Below are 26,020 nucleotides of genomic sequence, written 5' to 3'. Positions count from 1 at the left end.
AACGTATAGGAAATTTCTTACTATCTCATAATATACATAACCATTTTTGAACGAAGGAAGATGTTTCATTTGCATACCGTCTGGAAAGGCGCACTTTCACTTGGACTATTAAATATAGGAATTAAACTATACAGTGCCGTAGAAGAAAACGACATAAAATTTTTAAGTCTCCATAAAGAATGCTTAACACCTATTAAATATAAAAAGTTCGCTCCCGATTGTACGGATGAAGAAATTGATGATAACGATATTGTAAAAGCCTATGAATACGCACCTCATAAATATATTATTATGGATGAAAAAGAATTAGCTGAATTACAACAAGCTCATGAACCACGATCCATTCGTATTATATCTTTTGTCCAAAATAACGAAATTGATTCTGTTCTTTATGATCGCTCTTATTTTATAGGACCTACCCCAGGACATGAAAAATCCTATTTATTATTAAAAGAAGCTCTTGAACGTACAAATAAACTTGGGCTTATTCATATTTCTATTAGAAAAAAACAACATTTAGCTATTATCCGTAACTTTGAAGATGGACTAATGTTACAAACCATCCACTACCCTAATGAAATTCGCGCTATAACAAATACACCTAACTTACCAAGTAACGAAAATTATCCTATACAAAAACAAGAACTCACCGCAGCAATTAATTTAATCCACCACCTTACAAATCCTTTTGAACAAGAAATGTATACAGATGAATATAAAGAAGCCCTTACCGAATTAATCGAGAATAAAATTGAACAACAGGAAAAAACTGAAACAATCTCTCCAACTCCGAACATCATTAATATTATGGAGACATTACAGGCAAGCATTGAACAAGCAAAAATAAAAAGAGACAATAAAACAGAAAAAGAGGCCAAATAAAATTGACCTCTTTTTCTTTAAAGCGGATTACATTTCGGCATTTCAAGTCCAGACGATTGAGCTAGTTTTAATAAGTAGTAACATTCCTCTCTTGCCATATGATCTGCCATTCTAGCCGATAATACACTTAATACTTCATTCGATAACTCGAGCTCTTCCACTTCATGTAAAAAATGCGAAAATAATTTCAATTCAAGTGAAACATCTTTCGTAAACTTCTTTAATGCTGGAAAATGATGAAGCTCCGTTCGTAAATACCCTGTCATTTCAACTGCCTTTAAGTAAAATTGTTCAAAATGCTTCGTAAATTCTTCGCTTTTCTCTTTTAATCTTTTTTCAACAAGATCTAATCCACCAGAAATAGAGCCTGCGTGACCAGCCGCATCCGTTAACCAAACGAGATGATAATGTAATTCATGAAAAACAGGCGGAACTTCCCCTTTCTTCAAAAACTCTAAAACTGCTATATACTCTTCCACTTCGTTTACCATATGATTAATAAAAGTTGGCGTAAAATGAATCGTAAATTTCCCTTCCAACTGCTTCTGTATAATATTTAATTTAAACGCCCGAATCTCCTTAGCGGCTTGTTCTGCCTCTTTTGAAAATGCCATCAGATTCACATTCCGAACTTTATTTAACAAATTCGTAAATGTTTCAACAAAGTAAGTAGCTTTTTTTATATCCTCTTTTTCCTTCGGAGCTAATGCATCCAGTAAAAATTGTGCATGATCAGTAAGTACTTTTAACCAAAATTGATGCTCAAACAACGCACTTTCTTCATAATTTCTCTCCACTAAATCCCCTCCGTCTATTCATCCTTCTCTATCACTTGAAGTTTATATCCATCCGGGTCTTGTACCACAATACTCTTCTCACTTTTGTTTTCTGTGTATGCGATTTTATAAAATACTAACCTCTTCTTTACATTCTCTATGTTAGAAATTGAAAACGTTAGAACATCAACTGAGTCCGTAACACTCTTCTCACGCCCGCCCAAACTGCGCTTCATAATAAAACTAATTCTCGTTGAGTCAGCATCATACCAAACCCCTGTTACATCTAATTGAGGTCTTTCTAAACTAGGTTTAATTCCTAAAATCCCTTCGTAAAAATACAAAGTTTCCTTTAAGTTTTTCACTTCCAATACAATGAATTGTTTCACATTCTCCACATTCATTCCCCCCGTACCTATTACTTTTTTATATGTGTCATAAATGCCTATTATGTCTGAATACAATACGTAGTAATGAACACTTAAGGAGGTTTATTCGTGAATAAATATATGAGATCATTCGTGCCCTATCATAGTCCTCTCGATCCCTGTCCTCCTATTGGAAAAAAATATTATTCTACTCCTCCTAATTTATTTTTAGGCTTTCAACCGCCAAACTTACCACAATTCACACCAAAAGAAGCACTACAAAAAGGGACTTTATGGCCTGTTTTTTATGACTATTATGAAAATCCTTATAAAAAAGGGCGGTGACTACTGTCGTGAATCAATCGCTACCAGAAGAATACTATAAACTTTTACTGGAGCTTCAAGAACTGGACTTTGTACTAGTTGAACTCACTCTTTATTTAGATACACATCCAGATGACACCGCTGCGATTAATCAATTTAATGACTTTTCCTATAAACGGAGAGTATTAAAACAAAAGATGGAAGAAAAATACGGACCACTCCAACAGTTTGGAAACAGCTATTCTAATGCCCCTTGGGAATGGAGCAAAGGTCCTTGGCCATGGCAAATATAAAGGAGAGAAACTATGTGGATTTATGAAAAGAAATTACAATACCCAGTTAAAGTGGGAACTTGCAATCCCGCACTTGCAAAATTATTAATCGAGCAATACGGTGGTGCAGATGGAGAATTAGCTGCTGCACTACGTTACTTAAATCAACGTTATACAATTCCTGATAAAGTCATTGGCCTACTTACTGATATTGGTACAGAAGAATTTGCTCACCTTGAAATGATTGCTACGATGGTTTATAAGCTGACGAAAGATGCGACCCCTGAACAAATGAAAGCTGCTGGTCTTGACCCTCATTACGCTGATCATGACAGTGCTCTTCATTACCATAACGCTGCTGGTGTTCCATTTACTGCAACCTATATACAGGCTAAAGGTGATCCAATTGCCGATCTATACGAGGATATTGCAGCTGAAGAAAAAGCACGAGCAACATATCAATGGCTCATTAACTTATCCGATGATCCAGATATAAATGATAGTCTACGCTTCTTACGTGAACGTGAAATCGTTCATTCACAACGTTTCCGAGAAGCGGTTGAAATTTTAAAAGAAGAACGCGATAGAAAAATATATTTTTAATACACGTATCCTAGCGATATGTGTTTTTTTACGTTAAAAGTTAAATCCTTCCTATTAAACATATAAATAGTATATTTATTCGATTTAATGCATTATTTTTTAATATTTTCAAAATTCCCTATTGCTTTCTAGTCATCAGACCTTTAAAATAATAACAGTTACTCGACAAATTGTTTGAATTTTCGACAAAAACACTCATTAGGAGGATTTTCTTTATATGCATACAACTTTAAAACCAGCGCAAATACTTTCGATTAGTTTATTACTATTCGCAGTTTTCTTCGGTGCTGGTAATATGATTTTCCCGCCCCTTCTCGGTCTTTCTTCCGGAGAAAATATGTGGGTTTCCATTACAGGGTTTATTATTACAGACGTCGGTTTATCTTTACTTGCTATCGTTGCTGTTGCCCTTGCTGGTGGTAGTTTTAACACTTTAGCGAGCCGTGTTCATCCAAAATTCGCAGCAGTATTCGCTATCATTATTTATCTTTCAATCGGCCCACTATTTGTTATTCCACGAACTGGATCTGTATCTTATGAAATCGGGATTGCACCACTTTTCCCAGATCAATGGTATTCTATGTTAGTTTTTAGTGCGATTTTCTTTACAGTCGTTTACTTCTTATCATTAAATCCATCCAAGCTAGTAGATCATATCGGTAAAATATTAACGCCAATTTTACTTGTAATTATTGCAATTATGGCAACAAAAGCGATTCTTTCACCAGGGACGTTTGCAGAGCCTATCGGTGACTATAAAGACATCCCGTTTTTCAAAGGATTTCTTGAAGGATTTTTAACGTTAGATGCAATTGGCGCTCTCGTACTATCAACAATTGTTGTAAATGCAATTCGTCAAAATGGTATACAAGAGAAGAAATCTATCGCAAAATATACAATCATTTGCGGAAGTATCGCTGCTCTATTCTTAACAATTGTTTACTTCTTACTCGGTTATATTGGAGCTTCAAACGGAAACTTAGGACAATTCGAAAACGGTGGGCAGCTATTAGCTACTGTTATGTATCAATTTTTTGGGACAAGCGGTAATATTTTATTAAGTATCGCCATTATCTTCGCTTGTTTAACAACGGCAATTGGTGTTGTAAGTGCATTTGCAAATTACTTCACAACAGTGCTAACAAATGTTTCATACAAAAAGCTTGTACTATACGTTTGTATCTTTAGTTTCGTTATTTCAAACTTAGGATTAAGCTTATTAATTAAAATTACTTTACCTGTATTAATTATTTTGTACCCAATTACGATCATTTTAGTTTTCGTATCATTTATCGATAAATATACGAAACGTAAACCTTCTGTCTACATTGGAGCGATGATCGCAGCGTTTATTATTAGCTGTATTCATGCACTTGATAATGTGGAAATGATACCAGATTTTATCGCTAATATCGTACACACCATTCCTTTTTATAACTTAGGAATTGGCTGGATCATTCCAGCAATAATCGGTGGTATAATTGGATACTTTATTCCGCAAACAGAAGCTGCAGGTGAAGTTTCTACAAAATAAAGAAAAGAAGCAAGCATGAAATCCATGCTTGCTTCTTCTTTCTCTTCACATCGTATGTTTAAAAGTAAATAACTCTTCTTTTGACTGCAAAGCAGATTGTTCCTCTTCTACATCTTTCCTCTTTCTCTCCCCTCCTAACCTTACTTTCAACATTGCCTCTTCTATACTTTTCACAATCATATTTCCTGAAAAAATAGTTAGCCCGAAAAATGTAATCGGGACGAGAGGAATCCATGGATGCACTGTTAATGATCTAAAGTATACTCCAATTAAACCTGACCATTCATGCGTATAAGATTCCACCTCTTTTATAGGTCCACCAAACGTAACAGTCCCACCAAAGAACACTTCAAGTAATCCTAAGTGCAGTAAAATAGTAAGACTCTGCGTAAACTGTTGAAGAAATACGAGTATAAAAGTCATATAGAGATGCGGAAAAAGATGTTTTATAACAATACGTCTTCTCGATCCGCCTAATATGCGCGCGGCATCAACAAATTCTTCCGTTCGCAATTTACGAACTTCCTTCGCAACATACAGTGCAATAACTGGCATTACAAGCAGTACAAGTAATACCACTTGAAACGAAGCCCTTTCAAAAAAGGTTGTTGTCTCCTCTCCGCTTCCAAATGCATTTGCAGATTGAAGAAAAAAATACGCAATCATAACTGTCGGAATAACTGTAAAACTATCAAAGAAAGCCTCAATTTTTGAAAATCCTCTTTTTATATACGTTCCGAGTACGACACCGAAAAACACACCTATCACCATTCTAAGTGCCGCAATTAAAATAGATATACCAATCGTCCACTTCGCGCCTTCAATGACTAAATGTAACAGGTCATACCCTTTCCGGTCTGTCCCGAGTAAAAATTGTAATGAAGGTGGAAACGGTGGCACTTGTGGATTTTCATCCACATCATATTGCAATGTAACTTGTCTAATATGTCCATCATTCCATAACGTATTTCCGATGCTCAAAAGAACTAATAGGAGAAGAAACCCAATGCTTATCCAAAATCTTTTATCACGTTTTATATACGTCCACATATTATAATCTCTCCTTCATCGCAGCCGGAATGAGATAATGAAACAATTTAAATAAAATAAAAATCGGAATATATATAAGAAGCACACTAACGATGAAAACCTCAACTCTAATACCGAAATACGATTTCAAAAACATAAAAATACCACCCGTATTAAAAATCCATTCTATAATATATAAATTAGATAACATAAAAAAGATATTCGTTTTCGCAAAGAATAATGTACTAAGCAACACATTTCGTAAAATATGACGATTTAAAATATGAAAGCGCCCCAGCCCTTTCGCCTTAGCAAATAGTACATAATCTTTTTCTAGTTCATTTTCAAAACGAAGCACGACCATTTTTACAAACATAATCGTAGTCGGGATGCTCAAGCACAATATTGGCAACCCTCTAATCGACTCGCCTCCAATTGAAGCAATTTGAAAAGGTAAAAAACCTGTTTGTTTAAAAAACCATACAACTAAAATTTGTGATACTAAAATAAGAAGGATATCTGGAATGGATTCTAGGAAGATGAGAAATGATTTAATTCGATGTTGTATACGCGGTGAACTACTCATAATTACATAAACAATACAAAATGCTACAAATAATGAAATAAAAAAAGCAGCTAAAAAAATAATAATCGTTTCTTTATAATGGACGAACAGCTGCGGAAATAAAAATTTACCTCTCACATATTGCAAATTGGAAATATCCATTAAGTTCACAAACACTTCTTTTAAACTCTGTATGTACTTTGATACATCCAGCTTAAATCCATAAAACAATTTCGGCAGAGCCCCTAACATAATAATCCCCAAAATCGAAATAATAAATTGAATTGTCACTTCCATCCCATTCAGAAAAACTTTTTTGACCACGTTTTCCCTTCTCTCTCTTTATATTTTACTCTCTAATTTTATTCTTAATTTTCTGAATTGTAAATATTTTAAACGTAAAAAATCACTAGGTTATGATCCTAGTGATTCTTTATGCGCATGCCTTTCTCTTTTCGCAAACGGCATATATAAAATAAAACATCCAATAAGTGCTGCGAGTTCTAATGAAATAATATAGTAAGGATGCGGTCCTAACATATCGAGTAATGAAGCTGTTTCTGGCTTATGAGCTAAAAACATATAATTACCACCTGTTTTATAATTCACAAACGAAACAAGCGGAATCAATATGTTTAAAAATATCATCGTACGCTTAATAGATTGCAAGGTCGGTCTATAGCCTTCCACCCAAGTCATAAAGAGTGGTGCCCAAATAAGCAATACATGCGCGATAAAATATTCAATGAAACGAAAATGCGGAAAAGCATATTGCAAATTTGGTGTTAAAATGGCTTGTGATGCACCAATAATTCCCGTAAAAAATACAATCTCATATATTCGATAACTTTTCGTTACAATCATAATCGACGCTAACAACAAACTAATTGTACATAACTCAAACGGTAATGAAGTAGCTAGCTCAAAAATCCCCGCTTTCCACTCCCACATATGAAGCCCAATTTCACTACCTATAAATAAAAATGCAATCGCATATCGAACCGTTATATTCCACTCATTTTGACGTAATAAATCTTGGTATTGATACAGAAAAAATATCCCCACCAACATAATAAATAATATAATGGCATGTTGCCTTGAGTATGGAATAAACGGTTTTAATGGATGCGCACTAAAATAAGCTTCCATCTTCCTTCCTCCTCTCCTTCATACAATATTATTGTAAGAAAGAAACAACGAGTCAATTCATTTGCTTACAATAGGACAACCTCTACCTTACATTTACATATTCATACCTTACAAAACTGTAAGGTTATTGTAAGCTAAAACGATTTGTCAGATTCTTCACCTCTTCTATACTTAATGTAGATACTAAAACGAACGAAAAGGTGATAAATAGATGAAAAAGAAAAATAAGGTGTTAATTACTAGTGTAGTAGCAATCGGAATTGCAGCTGGATCATACTTTGCATTTGCTGGGGGCGGTTCAGAAGTAGCAATGGCATATAGCGGATATAAAGTAACTGAAAAACAAATCCAAAACGCGCAAAAATTTGGTGGCGAAGTTATTCCAAATGGAATTGAAACTATTTCATTCGATCCAACAAAAGGAACATATGAATTAGCTGTAAAAAAAGGCGATGAAGTGAAAAAAGGTCAGCTTCTATTTAAATACAATGACCCGACTGCTAAACAAGGTGTAACAGAAGCAGAAATGCAAAAGAAAATCGCACAAAAAGAAGTAACGTTGTTCCAAAAACAAATTGATGCGGCGAAACAAAAATTACAAAAAGATAAAAATGCAGGCCTTCCCGCTGAAGCATTAAAAGCATCAGAAGCTGAAGTTGGGCAATTAGAATCACAACTTGAAATGAAAAAGTTTGAAGTTGAAAAAGCTGATGAAATGATTAAAGCAGCAAAAGAGAAAGTAAACACTCTTTCTGTAACAAGTCCTGCTGATGGCGTAATTGATGATATCGTAAAAACTGCTGACGAAAAAACAGGTATGAGCGGAATTACTCTTCGTCACGCTGGTCAATTTAAAGTAAAAGGTCAACTTTCTGAATATGAGCTTGCTAGTATGAAAGTTGGGCAAGAAGTAACTGTTTCATCAAAAACTGTCGCTGGTAAGACTTGGACAGGAAAAGTAACAGAAATCGGTTCTACACCATTAAAGAGCATGGATGAAAATAAAACTGTTTCTAACTATCAATTCACTGTCACATTAGATAATAGTGACGAATTACAAAACGGCTTCCACGTTTACGTAACAAGTAAATCTGGCGAAGCAACTGGTACAATTGTTCCGAAAAGCAGTATCGTGAAAAAAGGTGATAAAAATGTTGTCTTCGTTGTAAAAGACGGTAAGGCGAAAGAACAAGCAGTTACTGTTGAATTCGAGACTGATAGCGAAGCAAAAGTTTCTGGAGTGAAAAAAGGAGAGGAAATTATCTCTAAACCTGAAAAAGACTTAAAAGATGGTATGGAGGTTGTCGCCCAGTGATTAACTTAAAAGGCATTACGAAATCCTTCCAAAATGGTGCAGAATCCGTTCAAATATTACACGGAATTGACGTAACACTGAACCAAGGAGAATTCACTTCTATTATGGGACCTTCTGGTTCTGGTAAATCAACATTAATGAACATTATCGGTTGCTTAGATAAACCGACGACAGGTACGTACGAACTAGCCGGTCAAAATATTTCAAACATGACTGAAACAGAACTTGCACACGTACGTAATAAAGAGATCGGATTCGTATTCCAAAACTTCATGTTATTACCGAGACTTACAGCGCTTCAAAATGTAGAACTACCTCTTATTTACGCTGGAGTCGATAAAAAAGAAAGACGCGAGCGCTCATTAGCTGCTTTAACAAAAGTCGGTTTAGCTGATCGCGCTACTCACTTACCGAACGAATTATCAGGTGGACAAAAGCAGCGTGTCGCTGTTGCACGTGCAATCGTAAATAACCCAAAATTCATTTTAGCCGATGAACCGACGGGAGCACTTGATACAAAAACAAGCACACAAATTATGGACCTCTTTTACGAATTAAATAAACAAGGCTCAACAATTATTATGATTACCCATGACCGTGAAATCGGGGAAGCTGCAGCACGTCAAATTGTAATTCGTGACGGAAATATCGTCCAAGATTGGAGAGGTTAATTTTGAATACGAGTGAAAATATACGCATGGCCCTTTCCTCTATCTTTGCTCATAAAATGCGTTCTATTTTAACGATGTTAGGTATTATTATCGGTATTAGTGCCATTATTACTATCATTTCAATGGGTGATGGTACAAATGCAAAGTTTAAAAAAGAATTAGGCCAAGGAAAAGATAACGAAGTAACGATTTACTACAACAATCCTGATTACGGAACAGATAGTGCCAAAATCACACCTGATATGCTAAACCGTCTGCAAACTGTACCAGGCGTTAAAGATGTGTATCCAGACGTAAGTATGAAAGTAAAAGCATCTGCTGGTTCAAAAGATGTAAATCTTGATTTAAAAGGTGGAACAGGCGCCTTTATGACAGATTCGAAAATAAAATTAGTTCACGGTCGTGAATTAAATGACAGTGAACTAAACCAAGCAATCCCTGCTGTTATATTAAATGAAGAAGCTTTCAACAAATTATTTAGTAGTGGTTGGGAATCAAATCAATACACAGATATAAAAGGAAAGCCGTATAAAATAGTTGGTGTATACGAAACGAAAAACGACTTTGGAATGCCTATGCCTGAAGGTTATACATCACTTGAAAATGCGCCTGTCATTTCAGGAGTAAATGAGTATGACTCTGTAAGATTAACAATGACCTCTCCGACAGAACGTAAAAGTGTAGAAAAACAAGCCGTTTCTGTCTTAAACGAAATGAAAGCTCCTAAATTTGAGCACAAATTCGAAGCACAAGACTTAGGTGAATTTACGAAACAACTAGACGAATCAATTGGTATGATGAAAATGGTATTTGGTGGTATTGCTGCTATCTCCTTACTTGTTGGTGGTATCGGTGTAATGAACATCATGCTCGTATCTGTAACAGAACGTACACGGGAGATTGGTATTCGTAAAGCACTTGGTGCAACACGTGGTAAAGTATTAACACAATTCTTAATCGAATCTTGTATTTTAACAGGACTTGGTGGTTTCATCGGATTCATGCTCGGTATTTTCTTCGCTTGGATTGTCTCAATCTTTGCTGGATGGCCACTCGTTGTCTCAAAAGAACTTGGACTTCTTGCAGTAGGTATCTCCATGTTAATCGGTATTATATTCGGTTTACTACCAGCTAACAAAGCTGCCAAACTGGATCCAATTGAATGTTTACGATATGAATAAACAAAAACGTAGGAGTTTACACTCCTACGTTTTTTATTTATCTACTAAATTGAGTTTCTTCTATTATATATGTTTCACGTTACAACTATCATTCTAATACTCTTCATTATTTATAGGTACTAAGGCTATTATCTAATTCTATTATTGCAAAAATACTATGTAACAGACGAAAATCAAGGCGTAATTTTTTCCATACTTCGACTGATTTTGTAACAATTATATCGATATTTTATTAAATTTCACCTCATTTATATATTTTCACGCCTAAAAATATTATCGTTTTATAACTAAATTTCCATTCAAACAGTAAAATACGCTACTTTCGTAACGCTATAGATATCACTCAGAAATATTACTGTAACATTATTAACGTTAAAGTAATTGAAATACTACTCATTTTGTGTTTCATATGCCCTGATACGCCAAAAAACAACAAGGAAGCGCTATCAGGATATTTATGGAATTGTTACAGAATATTAATGCCCCGTTACGAAAGCTTTGTAATTTTATGTTTTTCGCAAATAAGAAAATAATGGTTGCTATAATGAGGTCAACGAAAACAAATGCAATGGAGGCTATTATGAAAAAATTTATGGGTATAGCAACAGCAGCGGTTTTTGGTCTTGGGATTTTCACAACATCTGCTAAAGCAGAAACAATCGTAACGACTGACGTACTAAACGTACGAGAAAACCCAACTACTGAATCAAAAGTTGTAGGAAAATTATTAGATGGATATAAAGTAAATGTTTTACATACAGAAAATGGTTGGTCAAAAGTTCAATTGAATAGCGGTAAAGAAGCTTTCATAAGCGCTGACTATACAAAAGACACTTACTACGTAACAGCAAACGTATTAAACGTACGTGCTGGAGCAAACACAGACTCAGAGATTCTTGGTAAGTTGAAAAAAGATGATGTAATTGAAACAACACACCAAGTACAAAATGATTGGATTCAATTTGAATATAACGGAAAAACAGCTTATGTTCATGTTCCTTACTTAACAGGTAAAGCACCAGTTAAAGTTCAACCAGTAGCTAAAGTTGAAAAAACGACTACAGTTCAAGATACAGCTAAAGTTCGTGAAGCGGCTAAAGCTCAGGAAGTAGCTGAAACTCAAGCTAAAGCTCAAGAAGCAACTAAAGCTCGCGAAGCAGCTGAAGCTCAAGCAGAAGTTAAAGCTCAAGAAGCGGCTAAAGCTCGTGAAGCAGCTAAGGCTCAAGAAGCAGCTAAAGCTCAGGCAGATGCTGAAGCTCAAGCAGAAGTTAAAGCTCAAGAGGCGGCTAAAGCTCAAGCAGATGCTGAAGCTCAAGCAGATGCTGAAGCTCAAGCAGCGGCTAAGGCTCAAGAAGCAGCCAAAGCTCGTGAAGCGGCTAAAGCTCAAGAAGCTAAGGCTCAAGAAGCGGCTGAAGCTCGTGAAGCGGCTAAAGCTCAAGAAGCAGCTAAAGCTCGTGAAGCGGCTAAAGCTCAAAAACCAGCTACACAACAACCTGTTGCAAAAGAAACTGAAACAAGTGCACCATCATCTTCTCGTGAGTTACGTGTTGTAGCAACAGCTTACACAGCAGATCCACTTGAAAATGGTTATAAAGCAGGCGACCAAGTAAAATCAGCTTTAGGTCATAACTTAACAGCTAATCCAAACATGAAACTTATTGCAGTTGATCCAAGTGTAATTCCATTAGGTTCAAAAGTATGGGTTGAAGGTTACGGAGTAGCAATCGCTGGTGATACTGGTGGAGCTATTAAAGGTAATAAAATCGACGTTTTAATGCCAGATAAAGGTACATCAAGTAGCTGGGGACGTAAAACAGTTACAGTTAAAGTATTAAACTAGTTAGTAAAAAAGAGTCAGTCTCATCGTTGAGGCTGGCTCTTTTTTACTCTATTAAACTACTGAAAAATGACATAGTAAATGAAATTATATCAACGATTTTTCAAATATATCTATCGTAACCTACAATATATCAACGATTTTTCGAATATATCTATCGTAATTTATAATATATCAACGATTCGACAAGAGATATCGATTTACCGACAAATTTTGACGTTAAAAGTACTTTAATATTAAAAAGGCGGTCCAAAATTTGGAACGCCCCCTATCTTCCCTATTCCACACAAGTAAACTGCGTCCAAGCTCCTACATAATCTAGTAAGAATAACTCCTCTTCCGCAATTGTACCGACGATATTTTTCCGTTCATCTATCGGCATTTCTTTCAAGATGATTTGCAGTTCACCTTTATACTTTCCAAATGAGTTATTACCAATTACAACTTGCCCTCTTTCCTGTAGCACACTTTCGCGCACTGGGAAGTCATAGTCTTTGTACTTTTTACGTACTTCTGTAGAACGTACCATATACTCTGTTATGTCGCCGCGCCTTACGTGTAATTCTTGCAGCGTAGCTCTCTTCTCTACTTCAGTCGCTTCGTCTACAAAGTGCACTTTTAGCTGTAACATGTAGCGATTTAAGTTTCCTAGTTTTTCTAACTCTTCCTCACTCGCATAAGCATTTCCGATAATGACATCATCAATTAACCCTGTTGCCCATAAATGCTTCGCTTGTACTTCAATTGGTAAATTACGATGCTCTTCTAATGTACATAATCCATCGTTAATATCCCATGGACCGATGTTTGCGACATGTGATGTAATAAAGGCTGCACTGCGAATACCATGCTTTTTAAAGCGTTCACTGCAGCGAATGAAATAATCGTACGGAAGACCAGTGAATTTTTGCGGATAAAAATTATGGCAACCAATTAAGGCTGATTTATTCGCTTGATGCGAAAGAATATTTTCTAAGTACGCAATATCGTTACTTACATTTAACTCAATTTTTAAACCGTACGGATTATTCGTCATTTTCGCTTCAGTTAACCCGTCGAAGCCTACATCTAAACGAATACCGTCTGCGCCTAACTCCGCGAAGAATGATAAATCGCTATAACTAATACCAAGCTGATCAAACACAGCCGGAGCTACATCTAAAATAACTTCCATATTGTTATCTTTTGCGTGATTGATAATCTCTTTAAATTCAGCTACAATTTCTTCTTTCGGACGATTCACAGATAACAAACAAGTAAATATTCTTGAAAAACCGTGTCGTGCCGCTGCGGAAATATAAGCCATATCTTTTTCTTTCGTTGAATGTTCTGGATAAAGTGAAATTCCTAATTTACGCTCCATGCTTTTGCATCTCCTTCACACGTTGTATTAATGCCATGCTCGTAAATCTATATTTTGCAGATAAACACGTTGCACATAAAATTGTCGGTACAATAATTACGTACGGTGATTGCAATCCTAACATTACATATGCACCCATTGAACAACCGATAAATAAAACTGATACTAGTAGTAACACTAATAAAGATTTACTTTGTACCCATTTCGAATAATGGGCAATACACTGTCCGACCACGAATGTAATTAAGATGATAATTGCTCCGAGCATTCTGTTTTCTCCTCTCCTGCTAATTGTTGTTTCTCATACATTTTGAAGAATGGATAGTAAATAACGAACGAGATAACAAAGTTAACAAGTACAAGTACACCAGCCATAATTGTCCAGTCCGTACTAATCACCGCTGCAATTGGTGCTAACATCGTAAATGGCAGTTTCGCCATCATGAGTGGAATCATACCTGAAACAACTGCGAAATATGATACTGTCGTTGTCACTAACGGTGTAATAACGAACGGAATAATTAAGATTGGGTTCATTACAATTGGTGCACCGAAAATAATTGGTTCGTTAATATTGAATAAACCTGGTACGAATGATAATCTACCTAACTCTTTTAGGAACTTAGATTTAGAGAACATAAACATAATTACTAAAGCTAACGTTGAGCCTGATCCGCCAATCCATACGAACCATTGAATGAATTGCTCTGTAAATAAGTTTGGTAACTGATGTGCATTTCCTGTAGCCGTGAATACTTCCATATTTTCAAGAATTGCTGAATCCCACATCGGACGAATAATTGGTCCTAAAATCGCTGGTCCATGTATACCGAATGACCAGAAAAATACGATTAAGAATACTGTTAATAAACCGCCGAATAAATTATTTCCTACTAATACTGATTTTAGTGGTGCGATTAAGTATGTAATTGTTGTATTTACATCAAATTTCAAACCGTAGCGAATGCCCCAGAATAAAAGAATAACTGCTAATGTTGGAATTAATGCTGCAAACGAATTTGAAACTGCTGGTGGTACACTATCTGGTAATTTAATCGAGATATTATGCTTAATCATAAAATGATAAATTTCTACTGCAATTAATGCTGTAACAATTGCGCCGAATAAAGACGTTGCACTTAATGTTCCTACTGAAATATATCTCCCTGCATCAATAACACCTGGTACAGCTTTCGTAATTTGAATTGGTTCAACTGATGCTAGTAAAAAGGCGAGTACAGATAATAACCCTGCACTTAACTGATTGAGCTGATAAAAGTTCGCGAGCGAAGCCCCTACTCCAAATGCTGCGTATAATGCCATTAGTCCTACTGTAAATCGAAATGGAATATCTAGAATATGGCGAAACGGTGCAATCCATTCCATATATGCATCAATTGGTAAATTTAAAAAGATAACGAAAAATGATCCGACGATCGTTAACGGTAATGTAGAAATAACCCCGTTTCGAATTGCTAATAAATGTCGTTGTCCTGCAATTTTTTGCGTTGTTGGCATAATCTTTTGTTCCATAAAACTCATAAACCCATTCATCAATAGCCCTCCTCTTTCTCTCTACTATAAAAGAATGAAATAAACTTTATAACATTATAATGTTTATATTTAAAAAGATATAATTATGCTAAAACTAATTGTTCTGCTTGCTTAAGCACTTTCAAACCATCACACATACCATAATCTCGTTGGTCTATAATCGCAACTGGTATGTTGTATGAATTTGCAAGAAACTCTACAGCTGGAAATAAATATTTCACCTGTGGGCCAATTAAAACGACATCGGCTTCCTTAATTTCAAGCTTCACTAGTTCTGAATCAACCGCCTTAATTTTATAATTCTTCCCCTGTTTCTTTGCCTCTTCTTGCATTTTTCTTACGACCATACTCGTTGACATACCTGCTGCACAACATAATAAAATGTACATCTTATACGGTCACTTTCTCTTCTACTCGTTTATGAAGAGCAATAAATTCTTCAGCCAGTTCTTTCACTGTAATTGCATTCATTAAATGATCTTGTGCGTGCACTAACAGTAAACTAATTTCTGCATGATTTCCTCTTGCCTCTTCTTGAATTAAATCCGTTTGAATACGGTGCGCTGCTGAAATTTCCTCACTAGCAAGTTTCATCTTTTCACCGGCATTCCCGAAATCTCCTTGTCTTGCAAAAGCAATTGCTTCAAGCGCCGCGCTTCTCGCATTGCCACCATGTAAAATTAACGCAAATGGAGTTTGCATATCAGCCATTTTAAATTCCCCCAAGCTATATGTTTTCTATATTTTTATCTTATTATGAAAACGCATACAATTAAACATAAAAAACTTCCGTTATGTAACGGAAGTTTTTATATACTTTTTCAAAATGATAATAAAATCTCTTGAAAATCTTCAATTACCTCGGTCTGAGTAAGTTTCTCTATCGTAGTTTGACTAGACATAATATCATATAAAAAATCATAAAGCCTTTGCAAATCTTCATTATTATTGCGCTTTACACTAAATAAAATAATTACTTGTACTTTTTTATCTCCCCAATCAACAGCCTTTTCAAGTGTGCAAAACATCAAAAAAGTTTCCTCACTTAATAACTGCATCGGATGCGGGATTGCAACTGAATTCCCAACCGCTGTCGGAGACGTATTTTCTCTCTCCATAACAGAAGCATAAAAGTTTTTTGGTACATAGCGTTTCTCAGCAGCTTTTTCACATAAAAACTGAATAACATCCTCTTTCGTAGAAGCATTATGATTTAAAAAGATTAAATCTTCCTTAATATAAGGCTGCACACTAGTATTCACATGCGTAAACAACCGCTGACCAATCGATTTAATCTCTTTATCATCAAATATTGAATTCACTTTTATAACTGGAACAGGCAAGCCACTCGGTATATGAATCGTACTAATAATACAATCTATTTTTTCTTTATAAAGATCTTCTACTTTCAATTGATAATAGCCTGTAATACCTACAATCTCTAATTTATCTCGGAACTGTGATAAAATTTTATATTTTAATAGTTGTGCACTTCCTTGACCAGTCGCACAAACTAATAAGCATCTTTTCTTTTGATTTTGCTCCTGCAAACGGCTCATCGCTCCGCCGAAGTGAATTGCAATATAACCAATTTCACTTTCAGGGATCGATTCACCCGTATATTCACCAATGATATCTCCAACGAGAACAGCAATTTCAAAAGCATACGGATAATTCTTTTTCACTTCTGCCAAAAGAGGATTTCTCGTATTTAGCTTATACTTCAAACGATTTAATAACGTTTTTAAATGAATACCAAATCCAAATAATAATTCTTCATCATAATAAAAAATAAGATTCCGTTCTTCCGCTACTTTAAAAAGAATATGTTGCATAAATGCATATATATCTTTCCCTAATAGCTCTTCTACATTTTCATAGCGATCTCTCGTTGTAACAGCAGTACTTAATAAATGCATCGTCACATATAATACTTCTTCTTCTGGAAATGAAAATTTCAACTCTTTCTCTAAATCTCCTAAAATCTGCTTCGCAATTGTATATTCTTTCTTTAGTATAAGTTCTGATTGCTCCGCATGCAGTCCTTTTATATAATGTTGACTTTGACAACGCTTTAATGCGATTGCAATATGAATGACTAAATTATCAATTTCTATATCAGATAAATATATTGTTCCGCCTTCAATATACTTTAATATAATTGAACGAATGAGTGATATATGAGGTAGCGATAAATATGTCTCCGTCTGCTCAAATTGCTCATGAAACGGAGTATGATCATAACGCGGTAAACCATATTGTGATAAACAAGAACGAATATTAAATTCCTCTCCAACAATACGTATACCATAATACGGTCTCTTCTCAATTTGTAATTCATAGCAACCACATATATCTGTAACATCTTTCATAATTAAATTGACCGTTGATTTGCTCACATACATCTCTTCCGCTAATTCTGAAAGCTTCACATATCCCTCTGTCATTAAAACACGCTGCAGAATGTACGCTATTCTTTCTTCATAAGAAGTTGGGATCTTTTCCGTCTGTTTTTGAAATAGACTCACACAAAAGTCTTCAAATTTCTTCTTTTGTATAATTTCTAATTCGTACCCATTCCCTCTTTGCGATTCGATTTTCGCTCCGTTTTCTTCCAATATATCATTTAATAATTTTATATCCTTTTGAATCGTCTTCGTTGATACATGTAAACGGCCTGCTAAAAAAGCTCGATTTAACATCGATTTCTCTTCTAAAAATTCCTCTAAAATAGAAATTAATCGCTGATGCACCTTTGTCATAGCTCTTCCTCTCGCTCTTTATATATAAAGGGGGAAAAGCTGCTGAAATCAGTAGTTTTTCCCCTTTATATTCTCTCTATTTCTTTAATGTAAATCCGAATTTATCCCATGCTTGTAAATAGTCTAGTAAGAAAATCTCTTCTTCTACAATTCGACCAACTACATTTGTTTTTCCTGTATTCACCATATCTTTTAATGCAATTTGTAATTCGCCTTTATACTGGCCATATTGTTCATTATCAATTAATAAATCTCCACGCTTAATTTCGCGCGTATTATGAGGTTTAAATTCTTCTTTTTTATATTTCACACGACTTTGTGTAGAACGAATTATATATTCAGATACATCTCCGCGATAAAAATGTGGTTCGTCTAATACGATAATTCTTTCTAGTTCTGTCGTTGTATCATATATTTCTATATCAAATGTTTGTTTCTCTTTATTTAATGCACCTAGTGCTTGTAATTCTTCTTCTGACGCATATGCGTTTGCAATAATAACATCATCAATTAATTCAGTCGCGAATAAATGCTTCGCCTGTGTTGTCATCGGTAATTCACGATGCTGCTCTAATGTACATAACCCTTCTGTTACTGGCCAAGGTCCGTATGTTGCATCAAATGATGAAATAAAAGCTGCCGTTCTCATACCGTAATCTTTAAATTGTTTCGAGCATTTAATGAAATGATCGTATGATAATCCTGAATAACGATGCGGATAAAAATTATGACAACCAATTAAATTTTCACGATTTGGTCTATGACTCATAATGTTATCTACATACTTCGTACCATTACTCATATTAATCTCAATTTTCAAACCATACGGATTATAAGTCATAATTGATTCTTCTAATCCTGAGAAACCGACATCTAAACGAATACCGTACGCACCTAATTCATGGAAGAATGATAAATCATTATACGAAATACCTAATTGTTCAAAAACAGATGGACTAATATCAACTAATACTTGGAACCCTAATGCATTCGCATGAGAGATCGTTTCTTTAAATTCTTCTATAATTTTCTCTTTTTCTCCATCCACAGATAATAAACATGTGAACACACGTGTAAATCCATATTTACTTGCTAATGTTAAATACTCCTTATCTTTCTCTACTGTTGAATGTTCTGGATAAATAGAAATACCTAATCGTCTCATATGTACACGCCTCTTTCTTCATCATATTGTAAACCTTTTCAAATATATGTAGTGAAAAAGTATATATCCCCTTCTTGTTCACTACTCTTTTGAATCCGCTTTCTTTAAAGAAAAAACAATTTCTATCATTCTTAACACCTACAAGTCTATACATCTATACTTTACATCTTTTTTTCATAGTTGTGTAGCTTTTACACAAATTTGTCAGTTTTTCATCTTAAAAATTGTTATCCGTTTTCAAGACACCTTCCTTGACTGTTGCATTGGCCAATACATATACTCGAAAGAAAAGAGAAAATTTTATATAGGGGATGAATATATGGGAGAAGCAATACTCGTAAAACGAGAACCGTTATGGACGAAAGAGTTTGTTGCTTTAATTTTTGCAAACTTATGTATGTTTTTAGGGTTTCAAATGTTAATTCCAACCTTACCTGTTTATGTGAAAGAAATTGGTGGCACAAGTTCCAATATCGGATTTGTTGTCGGCATGTTTACCGTTGCAGCACTTTTTGTTAGACCGCTAACTGGGAACGCCTTGCAAAAATTCAATAAAAAAATCATTTTAATGATCGGCACTGCTATCTGTTTACTCGCTATGGGCAGTTACCTTTTCGCCTCAACTATCTTTCTCTTGCTTGCTGTTCGTATTTTACACGGAGCTGGTTTCGGTATTACAACGACTACATATGGAACTGTCGTTTCTGATTTAATTCCCTCAGCTCGCCGCGGAGAAGGCATGGGATATTTTGGCCTTTCTGGAACAATTGCAATGGCCCTCGGTCCACTTATCGGACTATGGCTTATGCAAACATATAACTTCACAATTCTTTTTTTATGTGCATTATCGTGCACAGTTGTTTCATTAATATTAACGAAACTACTTCAAATCCAAAAATCGAAACAGCCTCCACAACAATCATCTAGTACTTTTCTCGATGGATTTATTGAGCGTAAAGCTTTACTTCCTTCATTATTAATATTATGTATTACATTAATGTACGGAGGAATCGGAAGTTTTATCACTCTATTTGCTACAGAAGTCGGCATAGCTGATATTAGTCTCTTCTTTTTATGTAACGCACTAGCAATCGCTGTAACTCGTCCATTCTCTGGAAAGCTATATGATGCGAAAGGCCATACATTCGTCATCATTCCGGGAGTTATTATAACTTTTACAGGCATTATTTTATTGTCGTATACGACGACAATTCCGAGCTTAATTATTGCTGCAGCATGTTACGGAAGTGGTTTTGGAGCGATCCAACCTGCACTACAAGCATGGATGATTGACCGCGTAGCACCGCATCGACGCGGCGTAGCAACGGCTACATTCTTCTCCGCATTTGACCTTGGAATCGGCGCTGGAGCGATTATATTTGGATTTATTGCTCATTTTACAAACTATGCAACTGTATATCGTTACTCCTCTCTATTACTTATTGCTTTTCTCTTCATTTACATTACAAGCATAAGAAAACAAAAGCATGGCGATAAAAACACGGAAAAAGCTGCTGGATAATTCAGTGGCTTTTTTATCGTGTTAAAAGAATTATTTCCCCTCGTTTTGCTGTTATAAAACTACATGCATTTTCCTACATATTTTTTTAACTTTCATCAAAAAATATACGATGAACTCGCAGACGCTTTCCTTAATATTCGACTGAACAATATTATTCTAAAAAGTGTGATTTCTTTACAAAATTAAGATTTATACAAGATGAAAACCAATAGAACACAGCTGTTTCTTTAAGGGATTGTAAACTTTTCTTCTCTTTGTAAATTTAGTGTAAATTTTACTAGCAAACCGTTTACAGTGCCTCAAGGTTCAGTTAATAATTACATCGTACATGAAATTTAAGGAGTGGAATGCGTGGAATATAATGTTCAAGATATGATCTTCCAGTTCATTGGTGGATTAGGTATTTTCTTATTCGGGATTAAATACATGGGCGATGGACTGCAACAAGCAGCTGGAGATCGTCTTCGCGATATTCTAGATCGTTTTACAACAAACCCACTTATGGGTGTACTAGCAGGTATGTTAGTTACGGTATTAATCCAATCCAGTTCAGGAACAACTGCTTTAACAGTCGGACTTGTAAGTGCCGGATTTATGACATTAAGACAAGCAATCGGTGTTATTATGGGTGCAAACATCGGTACGACAGTTACTGCATTTATTATCGGAATTAAAATCGGAGAATATGCTCTCCCAGTTATGGCAATTGGAGCAATCTTACTATTCTTCTTTAAAAATAAAAAAGTACATTCTGTAGGTCAAGTTGTATTCGGTTTTGGTATGTTATTCTTCGGTTTAGAATTAATGAGTGCAGGTATGAAACCTCTTCGTTCTTTAGAATCATTCCAAGAATTAACAGTTAGCATGAGTGATAATCCAATTTTAGGAATTGTTGTCGGTACAGTCTTTACTTTAATTGTACAAAGCTCAAGTGCAACTATCGGTATTTTACAAGAACTATTTGGTCAAGGTGCAATCGATTTACAAGCAGCTCTTCCTGTATTATTCGGTGATAACATCGGTACAACAATTACAGCTGTATTAGCAGCAATCGGTACTTCTATTGCCGCAAGACGTGCAGCATTAGTTCATGTTATCTTTAATATTATCGGTACAATTATCTTTACAATTTTATTAGTACCATTTACAAGTTTAATTCAATATTTCCAAACATCATTAAACTTGAATCCAGAAATGACTATTGCATTTGCACACGGAACATTTAACGTAACAAATACAATCATTCAATTCCCGTTCATTGCAGTGTTAGCATGGATCGTAACAAAAATTATTCGTGGTGAAGATGCAGCGATTGACTTCAAACCACAACATTTAAATCCAATCTTTATTGAACAATCTCCAGCCATCGCTTTAACTGAAGCTCAAAAAGAGATTATCCGTATGGCTGAGTTCTCATTACATGGATTAAAAGAAGCAAATCAATTTTTAAATACACAAGACAAAAAACACGCAAACATGGCTACTCAATTAGAAGGAGCTATTAACAATTTAGATAAAAAAATTACCGAGTATTTAGTTTTACTATCAGAAAAGCCACTTTCACCTACGGATTCTGAAAAACATTCTGTTTTAGCAGGTGTTGTTGGAGATATTGAACGTGTCGGTGATCATGTAGAAAACCTTGTAGAACTTGTAGATTTCCAAATTTCAAACCGTGTTTCACTATCAGATGAAGCATTAGCTGAATTAAACGAAATGCTTGAGTTAACAATTTCAACACTGCAAGACTCAGTTGAAGCTTTAACAAACTTCGATACTGAACTAGCTCAAACTGTTATTGCAAAAGAACGCAAAATCGACCAAATGGAACGTGTTCTTCGTAAACGTCACGTATTACGTCTAAACGAACGCAGCTGTTCAGGTGATGCAAGTATCATCTTCGTCGATATGGTAAGTAACTTAGAGCGCATTGGCGATCACGCTGTAAATATCGCTGACGGTGTTTTAGGTGAACAAGGAAAAATCAATTTAAAACAATCATTATAATAAGAAAGAGACGCTAACGTAAGCGTCTCTTTCTTATTATATTTTAACAACTGTTCTTCCTTTTAACTTTCCTTGCAATATAAGTGTAAACTTCTCCTCTAATTCTTCTAATGTACATTCTCCTGTATAAGATCTTAACTCTTTATTACTCCATTCATTTGCTAAGAGCGTCCACACATCACTTCTCACATCTGCTGGACATTGCACAGAATCTATCCCTAAAAGGCTTATGCCTCGTAAAATAAACGGATATACCGTTGTTTGTAATTCCTGGCCTGCCACATTACCGCATGTCGTTACACAACCACCATACTTTACTGTTTTTAAAGCTGTTTCTAACATACGTCCACCTACAGTATCAATAACTCCGGCGTATATCCCTTTTAACATCGGTCTTCCTGATTCATCATTCAATTCCGCGCGATGAATCACTTTTTTCGCTCCTAGACGTAGTAGCATATCTTTCTCTTCCATTTTTCCTGTCGCTCCTACTACGTTAAACCCTAACTTACTTAATATACTAACAGCTACACTGCCTACGCCGCCTGTAGCACCCGTTACTAAAACATCTCCCATATTAGGCTTGATTCCTGCCCCAATAAGCTTATATACCGACAACGCCGCAGTAAAACCTGCTGTCCCATACATCATACTTTCCTTTAATGACATTCCTTCTGGTAAAGGCACGACCCAAGATGATGGCACGCGAATATATTCTCCGAAACCACCAGAGGTATTCATACCTAAGTCATATCCCGTTACAATAACTTGATCTCCTGCTTTAATGGTAGCATCTTCACTACTCACAACTACTCCTGCAGCATCAATTCCTGGCGTATGAGGATATGTTCTCGTAACACCTTTATTACCAGTAGCTGAAAGAGCATCTTTATAATTTAATGAAGAATAATGAACTTGTATGAATACGTCTCCCTCAGGTAAACTACTTACTTCTCTCTCAACAACTTTTCTTACAAACTGATGATTTTCCTTTTCGTTCACAACGATTGCTCGGAATGATGTATGATTCATTATGCTCTCTCCTTTATCCGTCAAATTCTTCTTTATTATATAGAAGAAATAAGTAAGCTTACTCATTTCTTCTTGGCTATATTTCAACAAATCTTACTTCCCTATCACTTTCTCATAATATATATTTTCATTTCTACTAAAAGCCCTTATACTTATTCTACATCTGACAAATAATATATAGAAAATCTGACTTTTTATAAATATATTGAATTTTTACGAAATGTAAATGTTTTGTAATGTTTTTTTTCGCTAAATTTCATTATAATAAGTGGATATGAGTGTCGTATTTCAATCCAAATGAAGGAGTACAGGAAATGGAGCAAAACCCATCTTTGCAAGAAAATACACGCAATAAACCGAAAAAAAATAAGAAAAAAATAAAAATTATTATAAGCGCTATACTATTCGTTTTATTAATAGGCGGCGGTTATACTTGGTTTTTAGTAAATAAAGCATCTTCTGCTGTTCGAAATGCCGCACACGATTTAGCACGCGGTGATAAATCTGATTTACGTGATAAGGCTGTAAAACCTATTACAAACAATGTCTCTGTTTTAATAATGGGTGTCGATGAAAGCGATGTCCGTGGAAAAGAATATGGTGAAGCTATAAGAACAGACGCGCTTTTACTTGCAACATTTAATAAAGATAGCAAAACTGTTAAACTATTAAGTATCCCACGTGACACATATACTTATATTCCAATAGAAAAGAAAAAAGATAAAATTACACACGCTCATGCATTCGGTTCTGCTAAAAACGGAAAAAATGGTGGACCACAAGCAAGCATTGATGCAGTTGAAAAATTAATGAATGTTCCTGTCGATTATTTTGTAAAATTCAACTTTAAATCATTTATAAAAATCGTCGATGACTTGGGCGGTGTTGAAGTTGATGTACCAGTTGAATTTACTGAGCAAGATAGCAATGATAATGCTGAGGCTATTCATCTAGAAAAAGGTGTTCAAAAGCTAAATGGCGAAGAAGCTCTTGCTCTTGCTAGAACAAGGCACATCGATAGTGATGCAATGCGTGGACAACGTCAACAACTCGTTATCGAGGCTATTTTAAAGAAACTAACAAGTGTTGGTTCTGTAACAAAAGTTGGCAACATCATTGATGATATTAACGGACAATTCGTTACAAACTTAACATTTGATGATATGCTTTCATTCTATAAATATGGATCGGATTCGGAAATTGAGAAATTACAAATCCAAGGTGATGATTGCTACATGGCAAAAGGTGACGATACTTGTAGCAAATCTGCTGGTGGTGGTCGAACTTACTACTACAATCCAGATAAAAAAGAATTAGCTAATGTTACAAATGAACTTCGTACTCATCTTGGGCTACCTGCATATACAAAGTCTGACTCAAACTCTGATTCGAAAAAGACAAAAGAATCTAAGTCTGAAAATTCAAGTGAACGCGAATCAAATAACAATGAAGTGAAAAATAAGAACAAAAATAGCAGTGAAGATACAGAAACATCGTCTAATGACAATGAATAATATAAAAGCGGTTCTCTATGGAGGTAGAGAACCGCTTCTTTTTATTCTTCCAAATATAAAAATCAGAACTTTCTAACTATCTTTTTTAATATTTTTAAATTATAATAAATAGTAGCAATCTATTCCAATTATCAGGGGGCTCATACATATGAAAGCTGCAGTAAAACATAACATCTCAGATTTTAAAGACTACTTAAAATCTAACGATATATACATGGAAGAAAATATAGATGAAAATGATGGCTCTGTTCATTTTTCAGTAGGATTAGAGACTGAAGCTGGCGCAAAGATTCAACTTATCGCTGCTTTCCAAAACGAACATCCTACGGTGGATATATACTGCTTCAATGTTGCTCACGTGCCTGATGCAACATCAACAAATGATATTTTACATGTCATCAATGAATTAAATACATCTTATCGCTTTGCAAAATTCACATTAAATAAGCAAAATGCAATTGATATTTCAACATCTCTTGCATTCTCAGAACCAAACTTTAATCCAGCACTTGTCTTTGAACATACGAGAATGCTATATAAATTAGCAAATGACGAATATAAAAACTTAATGAAAGTTATTTGGGCATAAAGTGAA

At 35.1% G+C, this 26,020-nt stretch carries 26 protein-coding genes; 13 read left to right on the top strand and 13 right to left on the bottom strand.

Annotated features, from left to right (window positions below; translation table 11 throughout):
• Window positions 1-69: 69 nt before the first annotated feature.
• On the top strand, window positions 70-882 hold the full coding sequence (ku, locus tag D1166_RS20785; protein ID WP_000557746.1) for a non-homologous end joining protein Ku: 813 nt from the start codon (window positions 70-72) through the stop codon (window positions 880-882).
• A gap of 17 nt (window positions 883-899) precedes the next feature.
• On the opposite strand, the gene D1166_RS20780 is transcribed toward ku, so the two are convergent.
• Window positions 900-1,679 carry a DUF2935 domain-containing protein gene (locus tag D1166_RS20780; protein WP_098542575.1) on the bottom strand — a complete coding sequence of 260 codons (780 nt, stop codon included), beginning with the start codon at window positions 1,677-1,679 and terminating at the stop codon, window positions 900-902.
• A 14-nt stretch (window positions 1,680-1,693) separates the two neighbouring features.
• Complete coding sequence (locus D1166_RS20775) at window positions 1,694-2,062, bottom strand: VOC family protein (RefSeq protein ID WP_044129442.1); 369 nt, start codon at window positions 2,060-2,062, stop codon at window positions 1,694-1,696.
• A 93-nt stretch (window positions 2,063-2,155) separates the two neighbouring features.
• Here D1166_RS20775 and D1166_RS20770 point away from each other — a divergent pair, with 93 nt between their 5' ends.
• From D1166_RS20770 to brnQ2, 4 genes are all read left to right on the top strand, one after another.
• A complete protein-coding gene (locus tag D1166_RS20770; RefSeq protein ID WP_001046257.1) occupies window positions 2,156-2,371 on the top strand; it encodes a spore coat associated protein CotJA in 216 nt (71 codons plus the stop codon).
• 8 nt (window positions 2,372-2,379) lie between these two features.
• On the top strand, window positions 2,380-2,643 hold the full coding sequence (locus D1166_RS20765) for a spore coat protein CotJB (RefSeq protein WP_001076509.1): 264 nt from the start codon (window positions 2,380-2,382) through the stop codon (window positions 2,641-2,643).
• A 12-nt stretch (window positions 2,644-2,655) separates the two neighbouring features.
• On the top strand, window positions 2,656-3,225 hold the full coding sequence (gene cotJC / locus D1166_RS20760; protein WP_000265274.1) for a spore coat protein CotJC: 570 nt from the start codon (window positions 2,656-2,658) through the stop codon (window positions 3,223-3,225).
• A 217-nt stretch (window positions 3,226-3,442) separates the two neighbouring features.
• Window positions 3,443-4,759, top strand: a complete 1,317-nt coding sequence (gene brnQ2 / locus D1166_RS20755) for a branched-chain amino acid transport system II carrier protein BrnQ2 (protein WP_000557553.1) — start codon at window positions 3,443-3,445, stop codon at window positions 4,757-4,759.
• A gap of 45 nt (window positions 4,760-4,804) precedes the next feature.
• On the opposite strand, the gene D1166_RS20750 is transcribed toward brnQ2, so the two are convergent.
• The 3 genes from D1166_RS20750 to D1166_RS20740 form a co-directional block, all read right to left on the bottom strand.
• Window positions 4,805-5,809, bottom strand: coding sequence for an ABC transporter permease (locus D1166_RS20750; protein ID WP_000269984.1), 1,005 nt, complete (start codon window positions 5,807-5,809; stop codon window positions 4,805-4,807).
• A 1-nt stretch (window position 5,810) separates the two neighbouring features.
• Entirely contained in the window at window positions 5,811-6,677 is an 867-nt protein-coding gene (locus D1166_RS20745; RefSeq protein WP_118043412.1) for an ABC transporter permease subunit, read from the bottom strand.
• Window positions 6,678-6,767: 90 nt separating this feature from the next.
• On the bottom strand, window positions 6,768-7,502 hold the full coding sequence (locus D1166_RS20740; protein ID WP_016109278.1) for a YwaF family protein: 735 nt from the start codon (window positions 7,500-7,502) through the stop codon (window positions 6,768-6,770).
• A gap of 211 nt (window positions 7,503-7,713) precedes the next feature.
• Here D1166_RS20740 and D1166_RS20735 point away from each other — a divergent pair, with 211 nt between their 5' ends.
• From D1166_RS20735 to entC, 4 genes are all read left to right on the top strand, one after another.
• The gene (locus D1166_RS20735) at window positions 7,714-8,817 is read left to right on the top strand and encodes an efflux RND transporter periplasmic adaptor subunit (RefSeq protein ID WP_000728828.1); all 1,104 of its coding nucleotides are present in this window, start codon (window positions 7,714-7,716) and stop codon (window positions 8,815-8,817) included.
• On the top strand, window positions 8,814-9,488 hold the full coding sequence (locus D1166_RS20730; RefSeq protein WP_000609104.1) for an ABC transporter ATP-binding protein: 675 nt from the start codon (window positions 8,814-8,816) through the stop codon (window positions 9,486-9,488). Before D1166_RS20735 ends, D1166_RS20730 begins: the two co-directional genes overlap by 4 nt.
• Before the next feature lie 26 nt (window positions 9,489-9,514).
• Complete coding sequence (locus tag D1166_RS20725) at window positions 9,515-10,669, top strand: ABC transporter permease (RefSeq protein WP_001986269.1); 1,155 nt, start codon at window positions 9,515-9,517, stop codon at window positions 10,667-10,669.
• A 457-nt stretch (window positions 10,670-11,126) separates the two neighbouring features.
• The gene (gene entC / locus D1166_RS20720; protein WP_118043411.1) at window positions 11,127-12,509 is read left to right on the top strand and encodes a cell wall-binding protein EntC; all 1,383 of its coding nucleotides are present in this window, start codon (window positions 11,127-11,129) and stop codon (window positions 12,507-12,509) included.
• Between the two features lie 274 nt (window positions 12,510-12,783).
• Here the strand turns inward: entC and D1166_RS20715 are convergent, their stop codons facing one another.
• From D1166_RS20715 to D1166_RS20685, 7 genes are all read right to left on the bottom strand, one after another.
• Window positions 12,784-13,869, bottom strand: a complete 1,086-nt coding sequence (locus D1166_RS20715) for a DUF871 domain-containing protein (RefSeq protein ID WP_000440054.1) — start codon at window positions 13,867-13,869, stop codon at window positions 12,784-12,786.
• Window positions 13,859-14,137: a hypothetical protein gene (locus D1166_RS20710; protein ID WP_000900048.1), complete on the bottom strand. Its 279-nt coding sequence runs from the start codon at window positions 14,135-14,137 to the stop codon at window positions 13,859-13,861. The genes D1166_RS20715 and D1166_RS20710 overlap by 11 nt, the downstream gene beginning before the upstream one ends.
• Entirely contained in the window at window positions 14,113-15,423 is a 1,311-nt protein-coding gene (locus D1166_RS20705; protein WP_001013053.1) for a PTS sugar transporter subunit IIC, read from the bottom strand. The genes D1166_RS20710 and D1166_RS20705 overlap by 25 nt, the downstream gene beginning before the upstream one ends.
• An 83-nt stretch (window positions 15,424-15,506) precedes the next feature.
• Window positions 15,507-15,812 (bottom strand): PTS sugar transporter subunit IIB, encoded by a 306-nt coding sequence (locus D1166_RS20700; protein ID WP_000275642.1) that lies wholly within the window; start codon window positions 15,810-15,812, stop codon window positions 15,507-15,509.
• Window position 15,813: 1 nt separating this feature from the next.
• Entirely contained in the window at window positions 15,814-16,134 is a 321-nt protein-coding gene (locus D1166_RS20695) for a PTS lactose/cellobiose transporter subunit IIA (RefSeq protein WP_000774631.1), read from the bottom strand.
• A 110-nt stretch (window positions 16,135-16,244) separates the two neighbouring features.
• The gene (locus tag D1166_RS20690) at window positions 16,245-18,185 is read right to left on the bottom strand and encodes a BglG family transcription antiterminator (RefSeq protein ID WP_097797237.1); all 1,941 of its coding nucleotides are present in this window, start codon (window positions 18,183-18,185) and stop codon (window positions 16,245-16,247) included.
• Window positions 18,186-18,261: 76 nt separating this feature from the next.
• Window positions 18,262-19,350, bottom strand: coding sequence for a DUF871 domain-containing protein (locus D1166_RS20685; protein WP_097856404.1), 1,089 nt, complete (start codon window positions 19,348-19,350; stop codon window positions 18,262-18,264).
• A gap of 319 nt (window positions 19,351-19,669) precedes the next feature.
• On the opposite strand from D1166_RS20685, the gene D1166_RS20675 reads away from it, so the two are divergent.
• Window positions 19,670-20,872, top strand: a complete 1,203-nt coding sequence (locus D1166_RS20675; protein WP_000503243.1) for an MFS transporter — start codon at window positions 19,670-19,672, stop codon at window positions 20,870-20,872.
• Between the two features lie 351 nt (window positions 20,873-21,223).
• Window positions 21,224-22,879 carry a Na/Pi cotransporter family protein gene (locus D1166_RS20670; protein WP_000456270.1) on the top strand — a complete coding sequence of 552 codons (1,656 nt, stop codon included), beginning with the start codon at window positions 21,224-21,226 and terminating at the stop codon, window positions 22,877-22,879.
• 36 nt (window positions 22,880-22,915) lie between these two features.
• Here D1166_RS20670 and D1166_RS20665 read toward each other — a convergent pair whose 3' ends face one another.
• Window positions 22,916-23,911 carry a YhdH/YhfP family quinone oxidoreductase gene (locus D1166_RS20665; RefSeq protein ID WP_001016957.1) on the bottom strand — a complete coding sequence of 332 codons (996 nt, stop codon included), beginning with the start codon at window positions 23,909-23,911 and terminating at the stop codon, window positions 22,916-22,918.
• A 314-nt stretch (window positions 23,912-24,225) separates the two neighbouring features.
• On the opposite strand from D1166_RS20665, the gene D1166_RS20660 reads away from it, so the two are divergent.
• Together D1166_RS20660 and D1166_RS20655 are read left to right on the top strand one after the other, a co-directional pair.
• A complete protein-coding gene (locus D1166_RS20660) occupies window positions 24,226-25,425 on the top strand; it encodes an LCP family protein (protein ID WP_000437392.1) in 1,200 nt (399 codons plus the stop codon).
• A 148-nt stretch (window positions 25,426-25,573) separates the two neighbouring features.
• Complete coding sequence (locus tag D1166_RS20655) at window positions 25,574-26,014, top strand: hypothetical protein (RefSeq protein ID WP_000642362.1); 441 nt, start codon at window positions 25,574-25,576, stop codon at window positions 26,012-26,014.
• Window positions 26,015-26,020 lie beyond the last annotated feature (6 nt).

It is taken from the genome of Bacillus sp. ISO11 (assembly GCF_003458115.1).
Classification (GTDB): Bacteria; Bacillota; Bacilli; order Bacillales; family Bacillaceae_G; genus Bacillus_A; species Bacillus_A cereus.
This window is presented reverse-complemented; position numbering and strand designations above follow the sequence as displayed.

Bases quoted from the DNA above. Each gene is read 5' to 3' on its own strand.
- D1166_RS20775 (WP_044129442.1), bottom strand. From the start codon at position 2,062: ATGAATGTGGAGAATGTGAAACAATTCATTGTATTGGAAGTGAAAAAC.
- cotJC (WP_000265274.1), top strand. From the start codon at position 2,656: ATGTGGATTTATGAAAAGAAATTACAATACCCAGTTAAAGTGGGAACT.
- brnQ2 (WP_000557553.1), top strand. From the start codon at position 3,443: ATGCATACAACTTTAAAACCAGCGCAAATACTTTCGATTAGTTTATTA.
- D1166_RS20750 (WP_000269984.1), bottom strand. From the start codon at position 5,809: ATGTGGACGTATATAAAACGTGATAAAAGATTTTGGATAAGCATTGGG.
- D1166_RS20740 (WP_016109278.1), bottom strand. From the start codon at position 7,502: ATGGAAGCTTATTTTAGTGCGCATCCATTAAAACCGTTTATTCCATAC.
- D1166_RS20735 (WP_000728828.1), top strand. From the start codon at position 7,714: ATGAAAAAGAAAAATAAGGTGTTAATTACTAGTGTAGTAGCAATCGGA.
- D1166_RS20725 (WP_001986269.1), top strand. From the start codon at position 9,515: ATGGCCCTTTCCTCTATCTTTGCTCATAAAATGCGTTCTATTTTAACG.
- entC (WP_118043411.1), top strand. From the start codon at position 11,127: ATGGAATTGTTACAGAATATTAATGCCCCGTTACGAAAGCTTTGTAAT.
- D1166_RS20715 (WP_000440054.1), bottom strand. From the start codon at position 13,869: ATGGAGCGTAAATTAGGAATTTCACTTTATCCAGAACATTCAACGAAA.
- D1166_RS20710 (WP_000900048.1), bottom strand. From the start codon at position 14,137: ATGCTCGGAGCAATTATCATCTTAATTACATTCGTGGTCGGACAGTGT.
- D1166_RS20705 (WP_001013053.1), bottom strand. From the start codon at position 15,423: ATGAATGGGTTTATGAGTTTTATGGAACAAAAGATTATGCCAACAACG.
- D1166_RS20700 (WP_000275642.1), bottom strand. From the start codon at position 15,812: ATGTACATTTTATTATGTTGTGCAGCAGGTATGTCAACGAGTATGGTC.
- D1166_RS20695 (WP_000774631.1), bottom strand. From the start codon at position 16,134: ATGGCTGATATGCAAACTCCATTTGCGTTAATTTTACATGGTGGCAAT.
- D1166_RS20690 (WP_097797237.1), bottom strand. From the start codon at position 18,185: ATGACAAAGGTGCATCAGCGATTAATTTCTATTTTAGAGGAATTTTTA.
- D1166_RS20685 (WP_097856404.1), bottom strand. From the start codon at position 19,350: ATGAGACGATTAGGTATTTCTATTTATCCAGAACATTCAACAGTAGAG.
- D1166_RS20675 (WP_000503243.1), top strand. From the start codon at position 19,670: ATGGGAGAAGCAATACTCGTAAAACGAGAACCGTTATGGACGAAAGAG.
- D1166_RS20665 (WP_001016957.1), bottom strand. From the start codon at position 23,911: ATGAATCATACATCATTCCGAGCAATCGTTGTGAACGAAAAGGAAAAT.
- D1166_RS20660 (WP_000437392.1), top strand. From the start codon at position 24,226: ATGGAGCAAAACCCATCTTTGCAAGAAAATACACGCAATAAACCGAAA.
- D1166_RS20655 (WP_000642362.1), top strand. From the start codon at position 25,574: ATGAAAGCTGCAGTAAAACATAACATCTCAGATTTTAAAGACTACTTA.